Here is a 20538-nt window from a genome sequence, read left to right as displayed (position 1 = left end):
TATTCCTATTGGCAGCAAGAGGGAGTATTACGATGATAGTTATAATTGATAATCGTGGTATTGTAGCTGAAGGATACACTTCAGGATTTGAGCGCGAAGGTGTGGCATCTATTGGGATCATGCCGCAAGAATTTGATAGCTGGGTGACCAGTATATCAGAAACAGATATTGGATCTGTGGAAGCCTTTCTTTTGGGGGATTGCGAAAGAAGGGTAAATTATCCGGGGTTGATACGAAAAAGATGCAAGAACACTCCGGTAATTGCGCTCAACGATACATCATCACTTGAATTAACGCTTAATCTATTTGCCGCTGGAGTAGACGATGTTGTGCGTAAGCCTGTTCACGTCAGGGAAATTCTGGTGAGAGCTGCTGCTATACGTCGCCGAACAGGAGAGCTGAAAGATATGCTGCCGGAGGGAAATATTCGTGTATTTTTTGATGGAAGAGCACCTGAAATCGGTGGTGAGATTCTTGAACTCCCGAGACGTGAACGGCGCATCTTAGAATTTTTGTTTAAAAACCAAGAACGCCGTGTCAGTCGAGCCCAGATCTATAACGCCGTCTATGGTCTCCTCAACGAGGGGGTTGAAGAAACCGTCGTTGAAAGTCATATCAGCAAGTTGCGCAAAAAACTGAAAGTGCGTTTGGGATATGATCCGATCGATTCCAAACGGTATCTTGGCTATATGTTCAAAAGCGGATTGGAAAATGCCTAAAGCGAGTAAAGAAAAACGGCTTTCATTAAAAGCCTTGCCCTCAACAGTCTGCATTGAAAGCATTCTTTCGTTTCATAGATATATATACAAACCTGAGTATTTTCGAAACTAACGCTATGATAATAGCGCCCTACCTGCCAAAAGTTTACCCGTGAGTTGATCAACAATGGCCATGATGGCCGAAGGTGTGGCTCCGCTATCGCCAAAACGAAATGAGATGGTTCATTATTCGTATGGGTGGGCGTTGGCGTGTGTAACCTATGCGTAGGGGGCCGCGCGGTCGAGGTCGGTTTGATATTTGGTGGTCTCACTCGATCTTTGCTGCGACAAAGCCAGATGTCCCGCACTTATGGATGTTTTTTTCGTCGCGATCTTACGCCGATGATGATATTTCAGTCCGTGAATGGACTTTGGGGTAATCTCGGCTGTTTGATATTGCGGAGGCTGTGCCCATGAGGGTGGCGCAAATCAGCGCTTTGGAACTGGCGACTTTGAACTCACTAACTGTGTCTCTCATCCGTGTGTTGCGGGTGTTGTGGCTGTCTGATTGCAGGTATTGGCATGACTTTGAACGATGAACCCAAACTGGTGTTTCACTATGCGGTCGCTGACAATGGCGTCATTGGCAAGGACAATGGGATGCCTTGGCATGTTTCGAGCGATCTCAAACGTTTCAAGGCGATGACGATGGGCAAACCAATCATCATGGGGCGCCGCACCTTTCAATCCATTGGGCGCGCTTTGCCCGGAAGGGTCAATTTTGTGGTCACAGCCGATCAAGCTTTTTCTGCTGATGGTGTTGTCTTGGTGCCATCTGTTGAAGATGCACTGTCGCAATCCCGAGCTCAGGCCTTGCTGGATGGTGTTGATGAGATCGCTGTTATCGGTGGTGGCACGATCTATAACGCTCTTTGGGACAAAGCCGATCGCTTGTATGTGACGCATATTCATGCAGAGCCTCAGGGTGATACGCATTTGCCGGCCATTGATGAAGCCATTTGGCACGAAACGTCGCGCCAAGAGGCCGTGCAGGGCGAGAATGACAGCGCTGCGATGAGTTTTGTCGTGTATGAACGTCAGAGGCGTTCTTAAGGCTTGGTCTTGTCTATCTAGATCCGCTTTTCCTGCGTTAGGGAAGGCGCATCTACTTTACCAGAGAAGCAGGAGATGGTGCCTCTGGCAATGCATGGCATGTCATGGTACCGCGTGTGGGGCGGGGGCTTCAGTGTGCGTAATTGATGCTGTTTTGTTGCAAACAGTGGGGCTATAGACATCAAATTGCCGATTGAAGCGTGCTTTCCTCAGGTAAATCGAGTTTGCGCGCAGAAAAGGCCAGTTAGCTCTTGATTTTGCGGCGCTTGCTTCCCACCTTGTCATCAAAGTGGCGTTTGCGACTTGTGTGGCCGATGCCATATTAATTTAAGACCTGTTTACGGTCATGTTACGGTTTGTGGGCTAAAAGCAGCTCAACGGGTGTCTCGGGCAATTTTGATGGGCGAGAAATCGCGAAAATTGCTGCAACCTATTGAAACATGGCGTTCCCTTGTCGTCTTGATAAGTCAAGACAGTATGGAAACGCTCAAGAATAAGGATAGACTATGCCTTGGAGCAATCAGAACGGTGGTGGCGACGGCGGTGGCCCTTGGGGCAACGGCGGCGGCAAGAATGGCGGTCCATGGGGTCAAGGCCCTCAAAATCAGGGTCCCAATGCTCCTGATCTGGAAGATTTGATCCGAAAAGGCCAAGAGCGCCTGCGTCAGGTTTTCCCTGGCGGCGGTGGATCCGGTGGCGGTTCTCTGGGTGCCAAAGGTATTGGCCTTTTGGCTGCCGGTGCCGTGGCAATCTGGATGGTAACTGGTTTTTACACCGTTGCTCAGGAAGAGCTTGGGGTTGAATTGTTGCTCGGCGAAGCGGTCGGCGTTTCTAGCCCGGGTTTGAACTATAATTTCCCATATCCAATTGGTCGTGTTGAAAAGGTCAATGTGACCCAGATTCGTGATATTACCATTGGGACGCGTGAATCTGCATCCCAGCGCGGCATTCGCAGGCAGGATGTGCCTGAAGAAAGCCTGATGTTGACCGGTGATGAAAACATCATTGATGTTGATTTCAAAGTGCAGTGGAACATCAAGGATCCAGAGCAATATCTTTTCAATATTGACAATCCTGAAGTGGCCGTCAAACAAGTGGCTGAAAGCGCCATGCGTGAGATCGTTGGTCGCAACAATATGGATGAGATCCAGACCGGTGACCGTGTTGCCGTTCAGCGTGCTGCAGAAGAACTGACGCAAGCCATGCTCGATAAATACCAATCGGGTATTGCGATCGTGCAGGTTCAGCTTCAGGGCGTGGAGCCCCCAGAACAGGTGATTGATGCGTTCCGTGATGTGCAGGCTGCCAAGGCGGATAATGTGCGCATGCAGAACGAAGCTCAAGCTTATGCCAACAAGGTTGTGCCAGAAGCAAAAGGTCAGTCTGCTCAGATTTTGGAAGCTGCCAATGCGTATCGTGAGCAGACCGTTGCAGAAGCCCGCGGTCAAGCAGAGCGTTTCTTGAACGTTCTTGGCGAATATGAAAAAGCGCCAGAAATCACACGCAAGCGTCTTTATCTGGAGACCATGGAAAAAGTTATGGGCAATTCCGAGAAGATCATTCTTGATAGCAAAGGTGCCGGCTCCCAAGGTGTCGTGCCGTATTTGCCCCTTAATGAACTGACGAAAAAGGCGGGGAACTGATTATGTCCGGTAAAGCAATTCTTTCCCTTATCATCGCAGCTGTTGTTGCTGTGGTGGGGCTTAGCTCGGTGTTTATTGTCTATCCATATGAGCAAGCTGTGATTACGCAGTTTGGCCGTATTGAGCGGGCCGTGCAAGAACCTGGTCTTTATGTAAAAGTGCCTTTCATCCAGAACGTGGAATATATCGACAAACGCGCACGCTATCTTGAAGAGTCTGCACGCGAAGTCATCGCGTCTGATAAAAAGCGCCTGCTGATCGATTCTTTCACGCGTTACAAAATCACAGACCCCATCCTGTTCAAACAGAAAGCCAAGTTCATTCCGAACTTTGAAAGCCAACTCAGCGGCTTTATGGGCTCGTCCCTGCGCGATGTGGCGGCCGATTTTGATTTTCAGGAAATCGTTCGTGACAAGCGTGATCTGTTGGTGGAAGCCATTCGTGTTGCTGTGAATGACAAAGCTGCCCGTCTTGGTGTTGAAGTGGTCGATTTCCGCGTGCGTCGCGCAGATCTGCCAAAAGAAAACTCCGAAGCGGTGTATCGTCAGATGCAGACAGAACGCCAACAGGAAGCCAACGGTATTCGTGCTGACGGTGAGCAGTTGGCTTTGCAGATCCGTTCGATTGCTGATCGTAACGCAACGGTGATTGTTGCTAATGCGCGTCGCGACTCAGAAATCACACGCGGTGAAGGTGATGCGGAACGTAACGGTATCTTTGCTGCAGCCTATGGCAAAAACACGGGATTCTTTGAATTCTATCGCACGATGCAGGCCTATGAGAGAAGCCTTTCCAATGGAGACACACGCCTTGTGCTGTCGCCCGATGGAGAGTTCTTCAACTACTTCAGTGGATCTGTTCCTTCGGAAAAAACTGCCCAATAATGCTGAAGCCTCCTCTCTCCGCCTAAGGGGAAGGGGGCTTTATCAGCTGCATAGGGAGAAAGTGGGCTTTGATGTCTGATTTCCTAGCGGCGGTTGGTTTGGTTCTTGTCATCGAAGGGTTGTTATATGCCCTCCTGCCAGAGTCGATGAAACGGATGATGATTGAGGTTGCCACAATACCGGGAAGCAATTTGCGTGTCGGTGGTTTGCTGGCAATGGCGATCGGTGTCGGTATTGTCTGGATGGTAAGAGCCTGATCATCTTGCAGATTTGTTGTTTAAACGCCCCTTTGTCATCTTGCACAATGGGGCGTTTTTTATGCCTACTACGCGCAATATGTTAGTTTGTGTATGCTCTTGCTTTTTGAGTTGAGAAATCACGCCTTTGGTGTCGGGAGAGGAAAGCCGAAATGTTGATGTTGGTTTTGGAGCGATTGTCACATTGCGCTCATGGTCTGCGACGCTTTGGCCTCATAGGTGGTACCATTGCTCTTGCGGTGATGGCTGGCCTACCGTGCGATGTGGATGCGAAAGATGCAGAGCAGGGGCAGGCCGCGTCCGGCCAAATGCCTCATCAGACATCTATGGGGCCTAAAAGTGTGGCCGACCTTGCAGAGCGGCTGATTCCAGCGGTGGTGAATATTTCAACCCGATCATTGGTGGACAGCAAAGACAGTATACCTCTACCCAAAGTGCCTGACGGGTCGCCTTTTCAGGATTTTTTCGAAGATTTCTTTGAGAAAAATCAGGAAGAGGGGGGACGAAAGCGCAGTGTACAGTCACTCGGCTCAGGGTTTGTTATCGATGCGTCTGGCCTGATCGTCACCAACAATCATGTGATTGCCGGAGCGGATAAGATCCGTGTTAAATTTTCTGATGGAGGCCAGTATGACGCCGAAATCGTAGGTCGCGATACCAAGACCGATCTGGCTCTGCTTAAAGTGGATACGCCGAAGCCGCTGTCCACAGTTCCCTTCGGTTTGGAAAAGGACGTGCGTGTCGGCGATTGGGTTATGGCCATTGGTAACCCGTTTGGTTTGGGTGGGTCTGTCTCTATTGGTATTGTTTCTGCGCGCAATCGTAATATCAATACCGGGCCGTATGATAGCTTTATTCAGACCGACGCTGCCATCAATCGCGGCAATTCTGGTGGCCCGTTGTTTGACATGTATGGCAACGTGGTCGGGGTGAATACCGCAATTATTTCCCCAAGTGGGGCCTCAATTGGACTGGGCTTTGCCATTCCTGCCGATATTACCAGCCGTGTTGTTACACAATTGAAAGAGTTTGGTGAGACGCGGCGTGGCTGGCTTGGTATCCGGATTCAACAAGTGTCTGAAGATCTGGCTGAAGGGCTGGGATTGAGTGATGCGCGTGGGGTGTTGATTGCTTGGGTGAATGAGGCCGGTCCTGCAGAGAAAGCCGGTTTGAAGCCCGGCGATGTTATTGTCCGGTATGGGGGGGAAGCTGTCAGTGAGGTGAGGGATTTGACTCGCTTTGTTGCCGAGACGACTATTGGTGCCGAGGTTGAGGTTGAGTTTTACCGTAAAGGTCAGCTTATGGCCTTGTCAGTGGTTGCAGGCCATTTGGAAGCCAGTGAAAGCAAGGTGCCAATCGCCAAAAATGCGGATAAACTAAGCCGCTTGTTTGGAATGTCTTTGTCTGAGCTGACACCCGCTGAACGCAGAAAACACAATCTTGGAGACAGCGTTGAAGGCGTTGTTGTGCATGAAGTAGAGCCGCACAGCCTCGCAGGTCAAAAGGGCATCCAGACCGGAATGGTAATCGTTGAGATCAATCAGGAAATAGTCTCGACACCTCAGAGCGTTGTGAAACGCGTAGAAACGCTCAAGGCAGAAGGCAAAAGCACCATAGTGTTTCTTTTGGCAAGACCGGATGGGGGCGAATTGGTGTTCGTGCCGATCAAGCTTGATGACAGTGCCCCTGAGGGGGGCTTGCCTCCTAAAGATTGATCCGATCAAAGCCCAACAGGGTTGAAGGGGCTTGTGGCCCCTTCGTCATTTTGTTCGTTGGATGGCGTCTAGCCCAACACAAATTCCTCGGCCTTATATCCCTGCAAAAACAAAAGTCCGGTCAGATCGCCATGATCAATCACGAATTCAGCCTGTGCGGCGACTGCGGGTTTGGCATGTAGGGCCACGCCAGCGCCAGCATCCATGATCATGGCCAAATCGTTGGCCCCGTCACCGACAGCCATTGTTTCGGACAGGTTCAGTTTGAGCTCTTGGGCCAAAGCGTGCAGACGATCGCGTTTGGCTTCTTTGCCCAGAATGGGCATGCCGACCTTGCCGCTCAGAGTACCGTTTTCTTCCAACAGGAGATTGGCGCGGTCTTCATCAAACCCCAGTTTCTCGCGAACGCGGGACGTGAAATGCGTGAAGCCACCCGACACCAATGCACAATAGGCACCATGAGCTTTCATTGTCTGGACAAGGGCCATGCCGCCATGCGTATAGGTGATCCGGTCGGCGAACAATTTATCGACGATGGACAAGTCCAGCCCTTCAAGTAGCGAGACGCGCTCTTTAAGGGCTGGTTCAAACTCGATTTCTCCGCGCATGGCACGTGCGGTGATGGTAGAGACCTTGTCTTTGAGGCCCACTTCGTCGGCCAGTTCGTCAATGCATTCTTGCTGGATCATGGTCGAGTCCATATCCGCGAGAAGCAGTTTTTTGCGGCGTCCTTGGCTGGGTTGTAGTGCTATGTCGACTGGAATGTCCGCCAGAAGGCTGCGCAATTGGGCATATAAATTGTCTAGGTCGGGATGGTTCGGGATGATAAAATCGCAAGCGACCCCTTCCATAAGCCAAACAAACTCTGTATCGACCTTGATGGCGGCCTGGATTTTGGCCACAAGATCGGCGCTAACGGCAGGATTGGCGGGTGCGCTGATAATGGTCAAGGTGAAGGACATGGAACCCCCGAAGGATAAATGCCTCTCGTGCGAGGCTGTAAAGACCGTATGATTATGGACGGAACAAAAAATTCTTGTGCACCGACTGCGGTGTTGATAGCGGGGCCAACGGCCAGCGGCAAGTCTTCTCTTGCGGTTAAGTTGGCGCAATTGGTCAATGGCGTAATTATCAACGCTGACTCCATGCAAATTTATGATCAAATGTCGATCTTGTCTGCGCGTCCGACCGCTGACGAGATGGGAGACGTAGAACATCGCCTTTATGGCTATGTTAGCCCGTCTGAGCGTTATTCGGTTGGCCGTTGGCTGGATGATGCGGTTGCTGCAATAAAGGATGTGCGCAGCAAAGGGCAATGTCCTATTCTGGTGGGTGGAACCGGACTTTATTTTAAGGCGCTGCTTGAGGGGCTGAATGCGATGCCCGATATCCCGCAACAGGTGCGCGATTTCTGGGCCGCTGAATTGGTGCGCCTGGGGAGCCCTGAAGCGCTGCATGCCATTTTGACCGATCGAGACCCCGTGGTGGCATCGACACTGAAGCCGGGGGATGCGCAACGGACTTTGCGCGCTTTGGAAATTCTGGATGCCACTGGCAAGTCTTTGGCGCAATGGCATGCTGGAGACGATATGCGCCAAGATCCGGCCATTGCGCAAGATGCGCTGTGTCTGGCGCTCAATCCACCCCGCGCTCAAGTGTATCAAAAAATAGAAAATCGCTTTGATCAGATGGTGGAGCTGGGCGGCATCATCGAGGCCGTTCATCTAACGGGCCTTGGTTTGTCTCCAGACTTGCCTGCCATGAAAGCGATTGGGGTCGCCCATCTTTCGGCTTTTGATCGTGGGGAAATGCCTTATGAAGAGGCGATCAGATTGTGCAAGCGCGATACGCGTCGCTATGCCAAAAGACAGATGACGTGGATCCGAAATCAAATGGGCGAATGGTCGCAGTTTGAAACAGCTGAAGCCGCAATTGCTCAATTTTTGATAGAAATGGAAAAAAATTAGGTGGGAAACTAGCTTAAAATTGCGTCTTGACCGGAGAATCTTGTTCCTTCCGGGTTGACCTGCCAGTTTGGAGCGATTAACGTCCCTCTCGAAACAAACGGAAAAGCTGTACTTGTGATGAAAAATATTGTTGTGATTCTAGTGGGAAGGCGCGCTGCTGCGATGGTTGAGTAACCGTTGCAAATGGTAGTGCGCATCTAGGGCCTTTCAGGGGCCCTTTTTTATTGCTCGCAAGAATGGCAGCTTTGGACAGGCAATTGGTTGGTTTGAACCAATGTCAATTTAAGGAATGGATAAATGACACGGCAGATGACAGGTGCTGAAATGGTTATCCAAGCTCTGAAAGATCAGGGCGTAGACCATATATTTGGCTATCCTGGAGGAGCTGTCCTCCCAATTTACGACGAAATTTTCCAGCAGGAAGATGTTCAACATTTTTTGGTGCGCCATGAACAAGGCGCAGGGCATGCGGCCGAAGGGTATGCTCGGTCAACGGGCAAAGTCGGCGTGATGTTGGTGACTTCAGGCCCTGGTGCTACCAACGCTGTGACCGCACTTGCTGATGCTTTGCTCGATTCCATTCCTCTTGTCTGCATTACAGGGCAGGTCCCGACAGCCCTGATCGGCTCTGATGCTTTTCAGGAATGCGACACATCCGGCATCACACGGCCCTGCACCAAGCATAATTATCTGGTTCGCGATGTTGAGGATTTGCCGCGCGTTCTGCATGAGGCTTTTTATGTTGCACGCTCTGGTCGTCCGGGGCCGGTTGTGATCGACATCCCGAAAGATGTGCAGTTTGCCACAGGTACCTATCAGGGACCATCTAACATTAGTCACAAGACCTATCATCCGCAGGTTAAGGGCGACCTTAACTCTATTCGGCAAGCGGTCGAAATGCTCATCAACGCCAAGAAACCGGTGTTCTATACGGGTGGTGGAGTAATCAACTCTGGCACGGAAGCCTGCCAGATGTTGCGTGAACTGGTTGCATTGACCAATATTCCCATCACGTCGACCCTGATGGGGCTGGGTGCTTATCCTGCGTCTGGTGATAATTGGCTGGGCATGCTGGGTATGCACGGCACCTATGAAGCCAATATGGCGATGCATGATTGTGATGTCATGGTTTGTATCGGAGCACGTTTCGATGACCGGATCACAGGGCGTCTGGATGCTTTTGCGCCAAACTCTAAGAAAATTCACATCGACATTGATCCTTCATCGATCAACAAAATTGTGCGGGTTGATTTGGGCATTGTGGGTGACGTCGGGCATGTGCTTGAAGATATGGTGCGCATTTGGCGCGCCAGTGGGCAGGAGCCTGATCGTTCGGCGCAGGCTGACTGGTGGGAGCAGATCAAGATTTGGCGCAAGCGCGAGTGTCTGGCCTATCGTAAGAATGCCGATATAATCATGCCTCAATATGCTTTGGAGCGTCTGAGCGCCAAGATCAAGGATAAAGACAGCTACATCGCGACGGAAGTGGGGCAGCACCAGATGTGGGCTGCGCAATATCTTGGATTTGAAGAACCGAACCGCTGGATGACGTCCGGAGGATTGGGTACCATGGGATATGGATTCCCTGCTGCGCTCGGTATTCAGGTTGCGCATCCAGAGAGCTTGGTCATCGATATCGCAGGTGATGCTTCGATCCAAATGTGTATTCAGGAACTGTCGACAGCTATCCAGTATAATTTGCCGGTCAAGGTCATGATCCTGAATAATGAGTATATGGGGATGGTGCGTCAGTGGCAGCAACTGTTGCATGGCAATCGGATGTCTAATTCCTATGTCGAGTCTCAGCCGGATTTTGTGAAATTGGCTGAAGCCTATGGAGCACATGGCATTCGGTGTGATCATCCAGATAATCTGGATGCGGCCATTGACGAGATGATTGCCCATGACGGACCTGTGCTGTTTGATTGTCGCGTTGCTAAACTGGCCAACTGCTTCCCCATGATCCCATCAGGCAGAGCCCATAATGACATGTTGTTGTCGGATGAAGCCGAAGATGAGGGCAAGATTGCAACGGCCATCGGAGAAGCTGGCAAGAAGCTGGTTTGATCCGCGTATCATTGATGTGCGTGTGTGTTTCTATTCAATTACTGAGATGAAGCACCCCGCAATATGCAAATATAAGGAACGGCAAGATGCAACACGGATCTGCCTATTTCATCGAAGAAGTGTCGACAGTGGAAGAAACTCATACTTTGTCTGTGCTCGTTGATAACGAGCCGGGTGTTCTAGCACGAGTGATTGGCCTTTTCTCCGGACGGGGGTATAACATTGACTCGCTGACTGTGTCGGAGACCTCTCATGAGGAGCATATTTCCCGCATTACCATCGTAACGACAGCTACGCCGCAAGTCATTCAACAGATCCGCTCCCAATTGGGGCGCTTGGTGCCAATTCATGAAGTGGCGGATTTGTCGATTGATCAGATTGCTCCGCTGGAACGTGAATTGGCTATGATCAAAGTATCTGGTACAGGTGAGAAACGGGTGGAAGCCTTGCGTCTTGCTGATGCTTTCCGGGCCACTGTGATTGATGCCACTGCGGAGCATTTTGTGTTTGAGATGACCGGACGTCAGCAGAAAATTGAGCAGTTCGTCAGTATTATGCAGCCTCTCGGTTTGGTTGAGGTTTGTAGAACCGGTGTGATTGCTCTGCGACGTGGTCCGGAAAAAACCTGATCCGTTGCTTGATTTGCTCTGATATTGGATTGAAAAATCTATGAAAACACGACTGAGTGTGAATGTGAATGCGGTGGCGATGTTGCGCAATCGGCGGGACCTGCCATGGCCGAGTGTCACCGGGCTTTCTGCAATTGCATTGGAAGCGGGTGCCAAAGGTATAACTGTGCATCCGCGTCCGGATCAGCGGCATATTCGCAGACAAGATGTGCGAGATCTGGTGGCAATGATCCGGAAGGATTTTGCTGGCAAAGAGCTTTGCCTCGAGGGATATCCTGACAAAGGATTTTTGGCCCTGTGTCAGGAAGCCAAACCTGATCAGGTGCTGTTTGTGCCAGATGCTCCGGCTCAGACGACTTCAGACCATGGCTGGGATTTCGAGGTCAATGAGGTATTGTTGCGTGATGTGATCGCCTTGATGAAACGATCCGGTATTCGGGTTTCTGTTTTTGTCGATCCCGACCCAACCCAACCGGCAAAAGCTGCTGCTGTGGGGGCCGACCGGATCGAGATTTTCACAGGGCCCTATGGTGCCTGTCAGGTTGATACAAAGGAAGCCAAAAAGCATTTGGCAGATGTTGTGGCAACCGCTCATGCCGCCAAGGCCGCTGGTTTGGGTGTCAATGCCGGTCACGATCTGACACCGGAGAATCTGCCGGCTCTGATGAAAGAGGCGGGCTTTATCGAAGAAGTATCCATTGGGCATGGTTTTACTGCCGACGCCCTGCTCCATGGCTTTGCCGAGAGCGTAAGACGTTTTCAGCGCGCGATGGGTGAGATTTGATTTTTACGCTTCACTGAAGCGTTGAATCCTTGTTTGGACTTGACCTTGGCTTTGTCATCTTTTAGGCCCTGTTCAAACATTTTCGGTTTCTGTTGTTTCAGAGGCTGATCGAGAAATTTTATGAGCTGACATAAGAGCAATTTTCGCAATTGTTGCATTGCGGAGTGACTTAAGTCTTTGTTTGACGCGTATCCTTATCCAAAATGTGAAATCATTTTCGGGATACGCTCTAGGAAAAGGAAGAAATAATGCGCGTATATTATGATCGCGATGCTGACATCAATCTGATCAAAGGCAAAAATGTCGCTATCGTCGGCTATGGCTCCCAAGGTCATGCTCATGCTTTGAACCTGCGCGATTCTGGCGTGACCAATCTGGCCGTTGCCTTGCGTGAAGGCTCATCGTCCGCCAAGAAAGCTGAAGCTGAAGGTCTGAAAGTGATGACCGTTGCTGAAGCTTCTAAATGGGCAGACGTTGTCATGATGTTGACCCCGGATGAGCTGCAGGCTGACATCTATTATGCCGACATGCATGACAACCTCAAAGAGAATGCTCTGCTTCTGTTTGCTCACGGCTTGAATGTGCATTTCAACCTGATCGAGCCACGCGCTGACCTTGATGTCGCCATGGTCGCTCCAAAAGGTCCTGGTCATACCGTGCGCGGTGAATATTTGCGTGGCGCTGGTGTGCCAACTCTGATTGCGATTGCGCAGAATGCTTCTGGCAATGCACATGATGTGGCTCTTTCTTATGCCTCTGCCAATGGTGGTGGTCGTGCCGGTGTCATCGAAACATCCTTCAAAGAAGAATGCGAAACTGATTTGTTCGGTGAACAAGCTGTTCTTTGTGGTGGTGCTGTTGAGTTGATGCGTGCCGGTTTTGAAACACTGGTAGAAGCCGGTTATGCGCCTGAAATGGCTTATTTCGAGTGCGTGCATGAAATGAAGTTGATCGTGGATCTGATTTATGAAGGCGGCATTGCCAACATGAACTACTCCATTTCCAACACGGCTGAATATGGCGAGTATGAAACCGGTCCTCGCATTATTACTGCTGAAACCAAAGCGGAAATGAAAAATGTTCTGACCGACATTCAGGATGGCACTTTCGTGCGTAACTGGATGCTGGAAAACAAAGTTGCCCAGACCTCATTCAAAGCGATCCGTGCTCGTAACGATGCACACCAAGTGGAAGAAGTTGGCGCAAAATTGCGCGCAATGATGCCTTGGATCAAAGAAAAAGCAATGGTAGACAAAGAGAAAAACTAAGCTCATCTTTTTCGTTGACTTGATCGAAATCCCGGCCAATGGCCGGGATTTTTCGTTTAGGGGATTATTAAGAGTAATTTGTGTTTACCGAGCGTTGTGTGCTGTTCCTGTATCGGCAATGCGCTTATAGTGGACACCCGTTAGTGAACACCCGTAATTTTGCCTGTCAGTTTGAGGATTTTGCCAAATGTCTAAGTCAGAGCGCGCCTACTTCATTCTCGATGTATTCACACATGAAGTTCTCGCGGGTAATCCTCTGGCAGTGGTGCTCGATTCTGACGGGTTGAGTGATGGTGAGATGCAGAAAATCGCACGAGAATTCAATCTCTCCGAAACGGTTTTTGTTAGTCCTCCAAAAAATCCTGCCCACAACGCCGCCTTGCGGATTTTTACGCCATCATGTGAATTGCCTTTTGCAGGGCATCCCACAGTCGGTGCTGCCGTCTTGCTCGGTTCTCAGCGCTTTCCTGACCTTGAACGTGATATGGACAGTGTGATGATGCTGGAGGAGAAGATCGGACTGGTTCGCGCACGGGTCAAGCTCTATGCCAATGGCGCAGGAGGTGGGGCAGGGGATGCTGTATTTGATGTGCCTAGCCTGTCAAAGCCATTTGATATTCAATTGGGATCGAAAGACGAGATTGCCGCCGCTTTGGGGCTGCATATCAAAGACATCGGGTTTGAAAATCACGTGCCGACTGTTTTTGCCGCCGGAGTGCCTTTTGTTATGGTGCCGATCCGAGATATGGAAGCGATCGGACGGGCCAGCCCGGTGTTGCCCAGTTGGAACACTGCCTTTGGGTCGCACGACCACAATGATGCCTATCTTTATACACGCGAGACCGTGCGCCATGGGTCCAGCTTTCATACACGAATGTTTGCCCCAACGATGGGGATCGTAGAAGACCCGGCAACGGGGTCGGCTGCGGCAGCTTTTGCCGGTTGTATTTGCCGATTTGATCAGCCAGGGAAAGGGACGCACAGCTTCGTTATTGAACAAGGGTTTGAGATGGGGCGTGCCTCTATCATCAATTTGGAGTTTGAAGTCGCTGATGGACGTTTGAGCGCGGAACGCATTGGCGGGAAAGCCGTGATTGTGGCCTCGGGAGTACTTTATATCTAGTTATTTTACTGTTCGCTGATCCTGTCGCTAACAGGTCTTCTCCATTTGTAATTTGAGGCTCATTTGACTTTTTCATTTCTCCATAGTTCCCAGAGTTTGGTGCCTTTGTTTGAAGACGCAATTAACGGCACTAATTTATCACCAAAAGCGCATTATGTTCGTGCGGACCTGTTGGATAAAGCCACTGCACAGGGCGGCATCGATGAGGCGCTGTCGGTGGAAATTGCTGACGCTCTTCACTCTTACGCTTTGGATGTTGATCTGTTGCTGCTCACCTGTTCAAGTCTCAGTTCGGTGGTTGATGGTGTCAAGGCGAGCGGAGTGCCGGCTGAACGAACGGACCGGTTACTAGCAGAGGCGGTTTTTGCGGGTGCTATGAAGACCCCGGGGGCGCAGAGTGTTGCTGTTCTTATTGCAGCCCCGACAACCGTTGTCCCCACGCGTACGCTATTTGAACAATGCCGAGTAGAGATGGGGGCAGAGGCTGTTGGTCTTAAGGTCATTCTTTTGCCTGATGTCTGGTCTTTGTTCCTGTCTGGTGATCTTGAGGCATATCGTCAGGCTTTGGCCAAAGCGATTGATGCTTTTCTGACTGGAGCTGATGCTTTTAGCCATGTTGCTCTGGGGCAGGCGTCTATGGGGCCTGCTCTGGCCTTTTGTCAGTCACCACGCGCCAACTCGGTTTGGACTATCACTGGTGCAACACGTGCTTATCTGGCTGCCATGTAGGGAGGCCTCTTGGTTTCAATATATTTGATAAGGCATAAAAAAACCGCGGCCCCATTGGGACTGCGGTTTTTGTCTTTTGGCAATCTTGGAATCCAAGCAATTTTGAGGGTTATGCTGCCTGTATCTCTTGCAGGAATTGCTCAATTTTCGAACGCAAATCTTTAGCCTGTTCTGCAGATGAACGAGATGCATTGAGCACCTGAGTGGCTGATTGTTGGGTATCGGTGACAGAATCGCTAACCGCGGCGACCCGCTGAGTGACCAACGAAGTCCCCTGAGATGCCTGCTGAACATTGTTGCTAATTTCGGAGGTCGCAGCCCCTTGTTGTTCTACAGCGGATGCAATTGAATTGGTGTATTCATTGACCTCATCCATCGTTTGGGTGATTTTAGCAATGGCTGACACAGCTTCTTTGGAAGAGCTCTGAATGCCTGAAATCTGGCTTGAGATTTCTTCCGTCGCTTTTGATGTCTGGTTAGCCAACTCTTTCACTTCGGCCGCCACAACCGCAAAGCCTTTGCCTGATTCACCGGCTCGGGCCGCTTCAATGGTGGCATTGAGTGCGAGAAGGTTGGTCTGCTCGGCGATGGCCTGAATGAGGCTAACCACCTCACCAATTTTTTGGGCAGCAAGGTCTAAACTGGAGACTTTTTCGTTGGTTGCTTGTGCTTCATTGGTGGTGGTGGAAACAACTTGCTGGGTGCGTCCAAGCTGGCTGGAGATTTCCTCGATTGACGCTGTCAATTCTTCGGCTGCCGAGGCGACCGCTTGCACGTTGGTTGCTGCATCATGGGAAATTTTGGAGGCGTCGTTGGTCTGAGCTGTGGTGTTCAGCGCGATCTCGTTCAAACGTTGCGCCGTGGCTTCCATGGTGCGGGAGTTCTCTGCAGACTCCTCAAGAACCGATTGAATGCCGCCTTGGAACGCATCAATAATTCGTTGTGTATTGGTATGCCGCTCGATATTTGCTCTATCTGTTTCTGCCTTCTGATGCTCCAACTCGCGGCGTTGCGCGTTGTGTTGGTTCAGGACATTGACAGAACGGGCAATATCGCCAATTTCATCTTTGCGTTCTTGATAGTCAATCTTTTCAAGCTGCTCGTCTTTTGCGATCAGTGTGAGCAAGCCGGTAATCACGGGCAGTGGTCTCATCATTTTGCTGACGATTGCGAAAGCCAAGGCTAGAATAATGACAGATACTATCGACGCCCAAAGAAGCATTTGGGAGGACACGTCACCCAACACAGCTTCAACGTTGGAACGCTCGATACCTACATAAAGAATGCCTACAACGTCATTAGACGGTGAGAATATCGGCTGATAGAGTGTGTAGTAAGGTATGCCGAGAATAACAGCTTCGCCAACGAAGCTTTTGCCACTGGCTATAATCGGATAGACCGCGCCTTTCTGGCCAAGCGGTGTGCCGACTGCTCGTTCTCCATTGGGTTTTACGATGTTGGTTGTTTTGCGCCAGAAATCCTTGGTCTTCTCATCCCAAGCAAAGATTGTTGCGGTTTCGTTGGTTATACCACCAACTCGGTCGATCAATGTGTGGTTTTCAAAAGCGGGAATGGTCTGCATTGTCAAGCGGCTGATGTCGCCATCGCCGGTGCGATCGACTCCCACACCTTCGATGGACGTTTCCAACACCTGGGCGGCTACACGTATGCTTGTAGACTGTTGTATTATAACGTCCTGTCTGACTTTGTTGCTGACAGTGATCCATGCAACAGTTGCCAATGACACCATCGAAACCACGACAGAGGCGACGATTAGAAGCGTGACTTTCTGTGTCATCTTCATCTTGGACAAGAAATTCATTTTTGTAAACCTTCGGTCCTATTATGCTGGTCGCGTATAATTTCTAAAGTTCATTACTGTACAAAAAGAGTTAATAAATTGATTTTATTTTCGGAAATATAATTAATTACTTGAATTCTTATATTTAATTATCGTCATAGTTTTTATTTTTCGGTTTATGTAATTTTTATTCTATTAGAATATTTCTAATATTGTTTGTTATACTTCTATAATTAAAATTTATTGTTTTTGTCGGGTTCAAAAAAATTGAAAATTCGGCCTTGTGGAGTTGGTATTGATCGTTTATGACAAATGGATCGAGATATGAAAACCATCTTAGGTTTTTCTTTTATTATATGCGAGAGACGGAAATGACCGCTCCTTTGAGCACAATTGGTCAAGTTGTTACGGTTGAGCCCAAAGCTCCCGCCACAGCTGCACGTCTAAACTCCGCTCTACTACTCCTAATCTGCCCCTGAACATCGACAGGCGTTGACTTCGGTTTACGGCGGATCTTCAGGGGATGACATTTCAAAGCAGCCAGAGACATTCTTGCCGTGTGACTAGCCTTGACCAATTTTCATTTATTGGCTGGAACGGCCAAATTCAGGATAAATCCCATGACCGACAATATCATTATCTTTGACACCACCTTGCGCGACGGCGAACAATCTCCCGGAGCATCCATGACCTTGGAAGAAAAAATTCAAGTCGCTAAATTGCTGGATGAAATGGGTGTGGATGTGATTGAAGCGGGTTTTCCGATCGCTTCCAACGGAGACTTTGAAGCTGTTTCCGAGATTGCCAAAGTGGTCAAGAACTCCACTGTTTGCGGCTTGGCCCGTGCTGGCAATAAGGATATTGATCGCGCCGGTGAGGCGGTTAAACATGCCAATAAAAGCCGGATCCATACTTTTATTTCCACCAGCCCGTTGCACATGAAATTCAAGCTGCAAATGGAACCTGAAACTGTCTATGAAAAAGTGATCTCTTCGGTCACACGGGCGCGCAACTGGACCGATGACGTGGAATGGTCCTGCGAAGATGGCACCCGCACCGAGTTTGACTTTATGTGTCGCTGTGTCGAAGCAGCAATCAACGCCGGTGCGACGACCATCAATATCCCTGACACCGTGGGCTATACAACACCGGATGAAATCGAATCCCTGTTCCGCCGCGTGATTGAAAATGTGCCCAATTCTGACAAAGCCATTTTCTCGGCGCATTGTCACAACGATTTGGGCATGGCAGTAGCCAACTCTTTGGCCGCGGCCAAGGGTGGTGCACGCCAGATCGAATGCACCATCAATGGGCTGGGTGAGCGTGCCGGGAACGCGGCGTTGGAAGAAATCATCATGGCGATCCGCACACGCAATGATGTGTTCGCCTATACAACCGGCATCAATACCAAGATGCTGACCCGTGCCTCTAAGCTGGTCTCCGCTGTGTCTGCCTTCCCTGTGCAGTATAACAAAGCCATCGTGGGCAAAAACGCGTTTGCCCACGAGTCCGGTATTCATCAGGACGGCATGTTGAAAAATGCTGAAACCTACGAAATCATGCGGCCTGAAGATGTGGGTGTGGGTGGTACAGATTTGGTTATGGGCAAGCACTCGGGTCGCCATGCGTTTAAAGAAAAGCTGTCAGACTTGGGGTATCAGTTGGGCGAAAATGCCTTGCAGGACGCGTTTACCCGTTTCAAGGATTTGGCTGACAAAAAGAAACATATCTTCGACGAAGACATCGAGGCTTTGGTTGACGACGAGGTCTCTAATGCTTCCGAGAAGATTAAGGTAATTGCCATGACGGTGATTGCCGGTACTGGCGGTGTACAGAAAGCGATCGTAACGCTGGATATGGATGGCGCCCATGTAACCAAGGAAGCCACTGGCGATGGCCCTGTCGATGCGATCTTTAATGCGATTAAAGAAATGTTCCCGCATCGCGCTCGGTTGCAACTGTATCAAGTGAGTGCCGTGACGGCTGGTACAGACGCACAGGCTGAGGTCTCTTGCCGTTTGAGCGAAGATGAGACCACTGTAACCGGTCGTTCTGCTGATACCGATACGATGGTGGCGTCAGCCAAGGCTTATGTGTCGGCCTTGAACAAGCTGGTGACGCGTCGCGAAAAGCAAATTCAGAATGCACAGACCAGCGCTGCTGAGTAAGCTTTGACGGTTTGAAATGTGAGATATGAAGGGGGCGGATTTTAATCTGCTCCCTTTTTTTATGCGGTGGTTTGTGGGTTTTGTTTTAAGTGTCTTTTGGTTGTGATTTTGATCTGTTTCATGGTGTCAGGGTTTTACCAGATGCAGACTGAAAATGTGTTCCACGGGAGGAGAGAGCAATGTTTTACGAAACGCATAAATTGCGCGAGGAGTTTCCTGATGCCATTGAGAAACTGCAAGCTTTGATGATTGATGATGAGGATTTTTTAAAGCTTGCTGCGCGCTACACCGAGGTTAACCGCGAAATAATCCGGATAGAGCATGAGGAAGACCATGCTTCCGATTTTTATCTCGACAATCTAAAGAGGCAACGATTGGTTTTGAAGGATCGGGTGGCGGTAAAACTCAGAAACTGAGGCTCGGAGACCAAGTTTGAAAAGTCAGGCTTTGGCCTGACTTTTTGTCTGTAGTGTCCTGATTTCTGATAAACCACTCTATTCGACGGTTTGCGGTGTGGTTGACTTTTTGAGCTTGGCTTCCCGGCGCATGATGTAGAAGGTCGAAGCAAAAATGACCGCTGCCCCCAGCCAAGTATAGCCGTCGGGGAACTCATCAAACAGGAACCAGCCAAAGGCGGTCGAGAAAAGCAATCGCATATAATCAAACGGCGCGAGTGTTGTCGCTTTGGTCCATTTAAATGCATGCACCATCAACCATTGGGCAAAACTTGCCAAAGCGCCGGTTAGCGCAATCAGGCCGATCTGCTTCCAACTGGGCGTTGTCCAGTAAAGATAGGCGAGGGGTATCATCGCCAATCCGATGAGCAGCGCTTGGCCAGTTACCATGACGGTTGGTTGGTCATAGCGTGTGTGAATGCGAATGATCACTTGATTGGCGGCGATGGTGGCGGCAGCAACCATTGCAAAGATGATATTGTTGTCTAGAGCGGCCAAGCCACCACTGAACATATCAAAGGGGCGCGCGATAATCAGGATACCGGTAAATCCGACGACAAGAGCGCCAATGCGTCTGATGCCAACGGTTTCTTTCAGGATCACCACAGCGAAAACCGTAATGAAGAAAGTCCGCGTGAAACTCAGTGTGGTCGCTGTGGCTAGTGGCAGATTGATGATCGCTGTCAGCCCACCAAGTATGCTGAAAAATGTCAAAAAAGCACGCAACAAAAACAGGTCTTTTCTTACAATTCTTATCTTGCCTTTGCTAGATTTTAGCAAGGGTGGCACGAGGAATAAGACCATGAAGCCTTGTCTAATGACTATGATTACGGTGACGTGAAGCGATTGCCCAAGCTCTTTGATCGTTGCGGACATTGTTGAAAAGCACATCATTGCAATGAACATAATCAGGATTGCGCGGATGTTCAGGGGCAGTCTTTCAAATACTGCCGTCATTTTCTGTATGAATTGAGGCACAGAAGTCATAACGCGGCCGAATCTCTGCAAAAGGCGGGGGGCTTTTTTGACAAGCCAATGAGGTTTGTCAGTAGAGCGATGAACGCTGAAGTCGGTTGGAAGATCTTTGCCAATCTATCAGTGATCAATTCAGTATGTAAAGATCCAAGGTGTTCTAATCAGTCGTTTGCTGCCTCTATTCATCGGGCAGCCAAGCCTGTTTTTGGAGCAATCGGATTTGGTGTCATAAGTGCGGCGGTGGTTAATGAGCATTTTTTTT

General features: G+C 49.8%; 18 protein-coding genes. 15 read left to right on the top strand and 3 right to left on the bottom strand.

Features of this window, described 5'->3' with window-relative positions:
* Positions 1-32: 32 nt before the first annotated feature.
* From C0081_RS01250 to C0081_RS01225, 6 genes are all read left to right on the top strand, one after another.
* A complete protein-coding gene (locus C0081_RS01250; RefSeq protein ID WP_101531980.1) occupies positions 33-719 on the top strand; it encodes a response regulator transcription factor in 687 nt (228 codons plus the stop codon).
* 561 nt (positions 720-1280) lie between these two features.
* Positions 1281-1811, top strand: a complete 531-nt coding sequence (locus C0081_RS01245; protein ID WP_101531979.1) for a dihydrofolate reductase — start codon at positions 1281-1283, stop codon at positions 1809-1811.
* A gap of 506 nt (positions 1812-2317) precedes the next feature.
* Entirely contained in the window at positions 2318-3454 is a 1137-nt protein-coding gene (gene hflK / locus C0081_RS01240; RefSeq protein WP_101531978.1) for an FtsH protease activity modulator HflK, read from the top strand.
* A 2-nt stretch (positions 3455-3456) separates the two neighbouring features.
* Complete coding sequence (hflC, locus tag C0081_RS01235; RefSeq protein WP_101531977.1) at positions 3457-4338, top strand: protease modulator HflC; 882 nt, start codon at positions 3457-3459, stop codon at positions 4336-4338.
* A 71-nt stretch (positions 4339-4409) separates the two neighbouring features.
* Positions 4410-4595, top strand: a complete 186-nt coding sequence (locus tag C0081_RS01230; RefSeq protein ID WP_101531976.1) for a DUF2065 domain-containing protein — start codon at positions 4410-4412, stop codon at positions 4593-4595.
* A 152-nt stretch (positions 4596-4747) separates the two neighbouring features.
* The gene (locus C0081_RS01225; protein ID WP_245417824.1) at positions 4748-6310 is read left to right on the top strand and encodes a Do family serine endopeptidase; all 1563 of its coding nucleotides are present in this window, start codon (positions 4748-4750) and stop codon (positions 6308-6310) included.
* A gap of 68 nt (positions 6311-6378) precedes the next feature.
* Here C0081_RS01225 and serB read toward each other — a convergent pair whose 3' ends face one another.
* A complete protein-coding gene (gene serB, locus C0081_RS01220; RefSeq protein ID WP_101531975.1) occupies positions 6379-7272 on the bottom strand; it encodes a phosphoserine phosphatase SerB in 894 nt (297 codons plus the stop codon).
* A gap of 54 nt (positions 7273-7326) precedes the next feature.
* Here serB and miaA point away from each other — a divergent pair, with 54 nt between their 5' ends.
* From miaA to C0081_RS01180, 7 genes are all read left to right on the top strand, one after another.
* Positions 7327-8277, top strand: a complete 951-nt coding sequence (miaA, locus tag C0081_RS01215; protein ID WP_245417823.1) for a tRNA (adenosine(37)-N6)-dimethylallyltransferase MiaA — start codon at positions 7327-7329, stop codon at positions 8275-8277.
* Positions 8278-8586: 309 nt separating this feature from the next.
* A complete protein-coding gene (locus C0081_RS01210; RefSeq protein ID WP_180966737.1) occupies positions 8587-10344 on the top strand; it encodes an acetolactate synthase 3 large subunit in 1758 nt (585 codons plus the stop codon).
* 86 nt (positions 10345-10430) lie between these two features.
* Positions 10431-10973, top strand: coding sequence for an acetolactate synthase small subunit (ilvN, locus tag C0081_RS01205; protein ID WP_101531972.1), 543 nt, complete (start codon positions 10431-10433; stop codon positions 10971-10973).
* A gap of 40 nt (positions 10974-11013) precedes the next feature.
* The gene (locus tag C0081_RS01200; protein WP_101531971.1) at positions 11014-11757 is read left to right on the top strand and encodes a pyridoxine 5'-phosphate synthase; all 744 of its coding nucleotides are present in this window, start codon (positions 11014-11016) and stop codon (positions 11755-11757) included.
* Positions 11758-12005: 248 nt separating this feature from the next.
* Positions 12006-13025: a ketol-acid reductoisomerase gene (gene ilvC, locus C0081_RS01190; RefSeq protein ID WP_101531969.1), complete on the top strand. Its 1020-nt coding sequence runs from the start codon at positions 12006-12008 to the stop codon at positions 13023-13025.
* Between the two features lie 187 nt (positions 13026-13212).
* A complete protein-coding gene (locus tag C0081_RS01185) occupies positions 13213-14148 on the top strand; it encodes a PhzF family phenazine biosynthesis protein (RefSeq protein ID WP_101531968.1) in 936 nt (311 codons plus the stop codon).
* 63 nt (positions 14149-14211) lie between these two features.
* Positions 14212-14877 (top strand): Asp/Glu racemase, encoded by a 666-nt coding sequence (locus C0081_RS01180; RefSeq protein WP_101531967.1) that lies wholly within the window; start codon positions 14212-14214, stop codon positions 14875-14877.
* A gap of 109 nt (positions 14878-14986) precedes the next feature.
* On the opposite strand, the gene C0081_RS01175 is transcribed toward C0081_RS01180, so the two are convergent.
* A complete protein-coding gene (locus tag C0081_RS01175; protein ID WP_180966697.1) occupies positions 14987-16675 on the bottom strand; it encodes a methyl-accepting chemotaxis protein in 1689 nt (562 codons plus the stop codon).
* A gap of 623 nt (positions 16676-17298) precedes the next feature.
* Here C0081_RS01175 and C0081_RS01170 point away from each other — a divergent pair.
* Both C0081_RS01170 and C0081_RS01165 read left to right on the top strand, forming a co-directional pair.
* A complete protein-coding gene (locus C0081_RS01170) occupies positions 17299-18846 on the top strand; it encodes a 2-isopropylmalate synthase (protein WP_101531965.1) in 1548 nt (515 codons plus the stop codon).
* Positions 18847-19025: 179 nt separating this feature from the next.
* On the top strand, positions 19026-19262 hold the full coding sequence (locus C0081_RS01165; RefSeq protein ID WP_101531964.1) for an HP1242/YdcH family protein: 237 nt from the start codon (positions 19026-19028) through the stop codon (positions 19260-19262).
* 78 nt (positions 19263-19340) lie between these two features.
* On the opposite strand, the gene C0081_RS01160 is transcribed toward C0081_RS01165, so the two are convergent.
* Positions 19341-20258, bottom strand: coding sequence for a DMT family transporter (locus C0081_RS01160; RefSeq protein WP_180966696.1), 918 nt, complete (start codon positions 20256-20258; stop codon positions 19341-19343).
* Positions 20259-20538 lie beyond the last annotated feature (280 nt).

The sequence above is a fragment of the Cohaesibacter celericrescens genome (assembly GCF_002866925.1).
Classification (GTDB): domain Bacteria; phylum Pseudomonadota; class Alphaproteobacteria; order Rhizobiales; family Cohaesibacteraceae; genus Cohaesibacter; species Cohaesibacter celericrescens.
This window is presented reverse-complemented; position numbering and strand designations above follow the sequence as displayed.

Coding starts and splice junctions, on each gene's coding strand:
- C0081_RS01250 (WP_101531980.1), top strand. CDS start 33: ATGATAGTTATAATTGATAATCGTGGTATTGTAGCTGAAGGATACACT.
- C0081_RS01245 (WP_101531979.1), top strand. CDS start 1,281: ATGACTTTGAACGATGAACCCAAACTGGTGTTTCACTATGCGGTCGCT.
- hflK (WP_101531978.1), top strand. CDS start 2,318: ATGCCTTGGAGCAATCAGAACGGTGGTGGCGACGGCGGTGGCCCTTGG.
- hflC (WP_101531977.1), top strand. CDS start 3,457: ATGTCCGGTAAAGCAATTCTTTCCCTTATCATCGCAGCTGTTGTTGCT.
- C0081_RS01230 (WP_101531976.1), top strand. CDS start 4,410: ATGTCTGATTTCCTAGCGGCGGTTGGTTTGGTTCTTGTCATCGAAGGG.
- C0081_RS01225 (WP_245417824.1), top strand. CDS start 4,748: ATGTTGATGTTGGTTTTGGAGCGATTGTCACATTGCGCTCATGGTCTG.
- serB (WP_101531975.1), bottom strand. CDS start 7,272: ATGTCCTTCACCTTGACCATTATCAGCGCACCCGCCAATCCTGCCGTT.
- miaA (WP_245417823.1), top strand. CDS start 7,327: ATGGACGGAACAAAAAATTCTTGTGCACCGACTGCGGTGTTGATAGCG.
- C0081_RS01210 (WP_180966737.1), top strand. CDS start 8,587: ATGACAGGTGCTGAAATGGTTATCCAAGCTCTGAAAGATCAGGGCGTA.
- ilvN (WP_101531972.1), top strand. CDS start 10,431: ATGCAACACGGATCTGCCTATTTCATCGAAGAAGTGTCGACAGTGGAA.
- C0081_RS01200 (WP_101531971.1), top strand. CDS start 11,014: ATGAAAACACGACTGAGTGTGAATGTGAATGCGGTGGCGATGTTGCGC.
- ilvC (WP_101531969.1), top strand. CDS start 12,006: ATGCGCGTATATTATGATCGCGATGCTGACATCAATCTGATCAAAGGC.
- C0081_RS01185 (WP_101531968.1), top strand. CDS start 13,213: ATGTCTAAGTCAGAGCGCGCCTACTTCATTCTCGATGTATTCACACAT.
- C0081_RS01175 (WP_180966697.1), bottom strand. CDS start 16,675: ATGACACAGAAAGTCACGCTTCTAATCGTCGCCTCTGTCGTGGTTTCG.
- C0081_RS01170 (WP_101531965.1), top strand. CDS start 17,299: ATGACCGACAATATCATTATCTTTGACACCACCTTGCGCGACGGCGAA.
- C0081_RS01165 (WP_101531964.1), top strand. CDS start 19,026: ATGTTTTACGAAACGCATAAATTGCGCGAGGAGTTTCCTGATGCCATT.
- C0081_RS01160 (WP_180966696.1), bottom strand. CDS start 20,258: ATGACGGCAGTATTTGAAAGACTGCCCCTGAACATCCGCGCAATCCTG.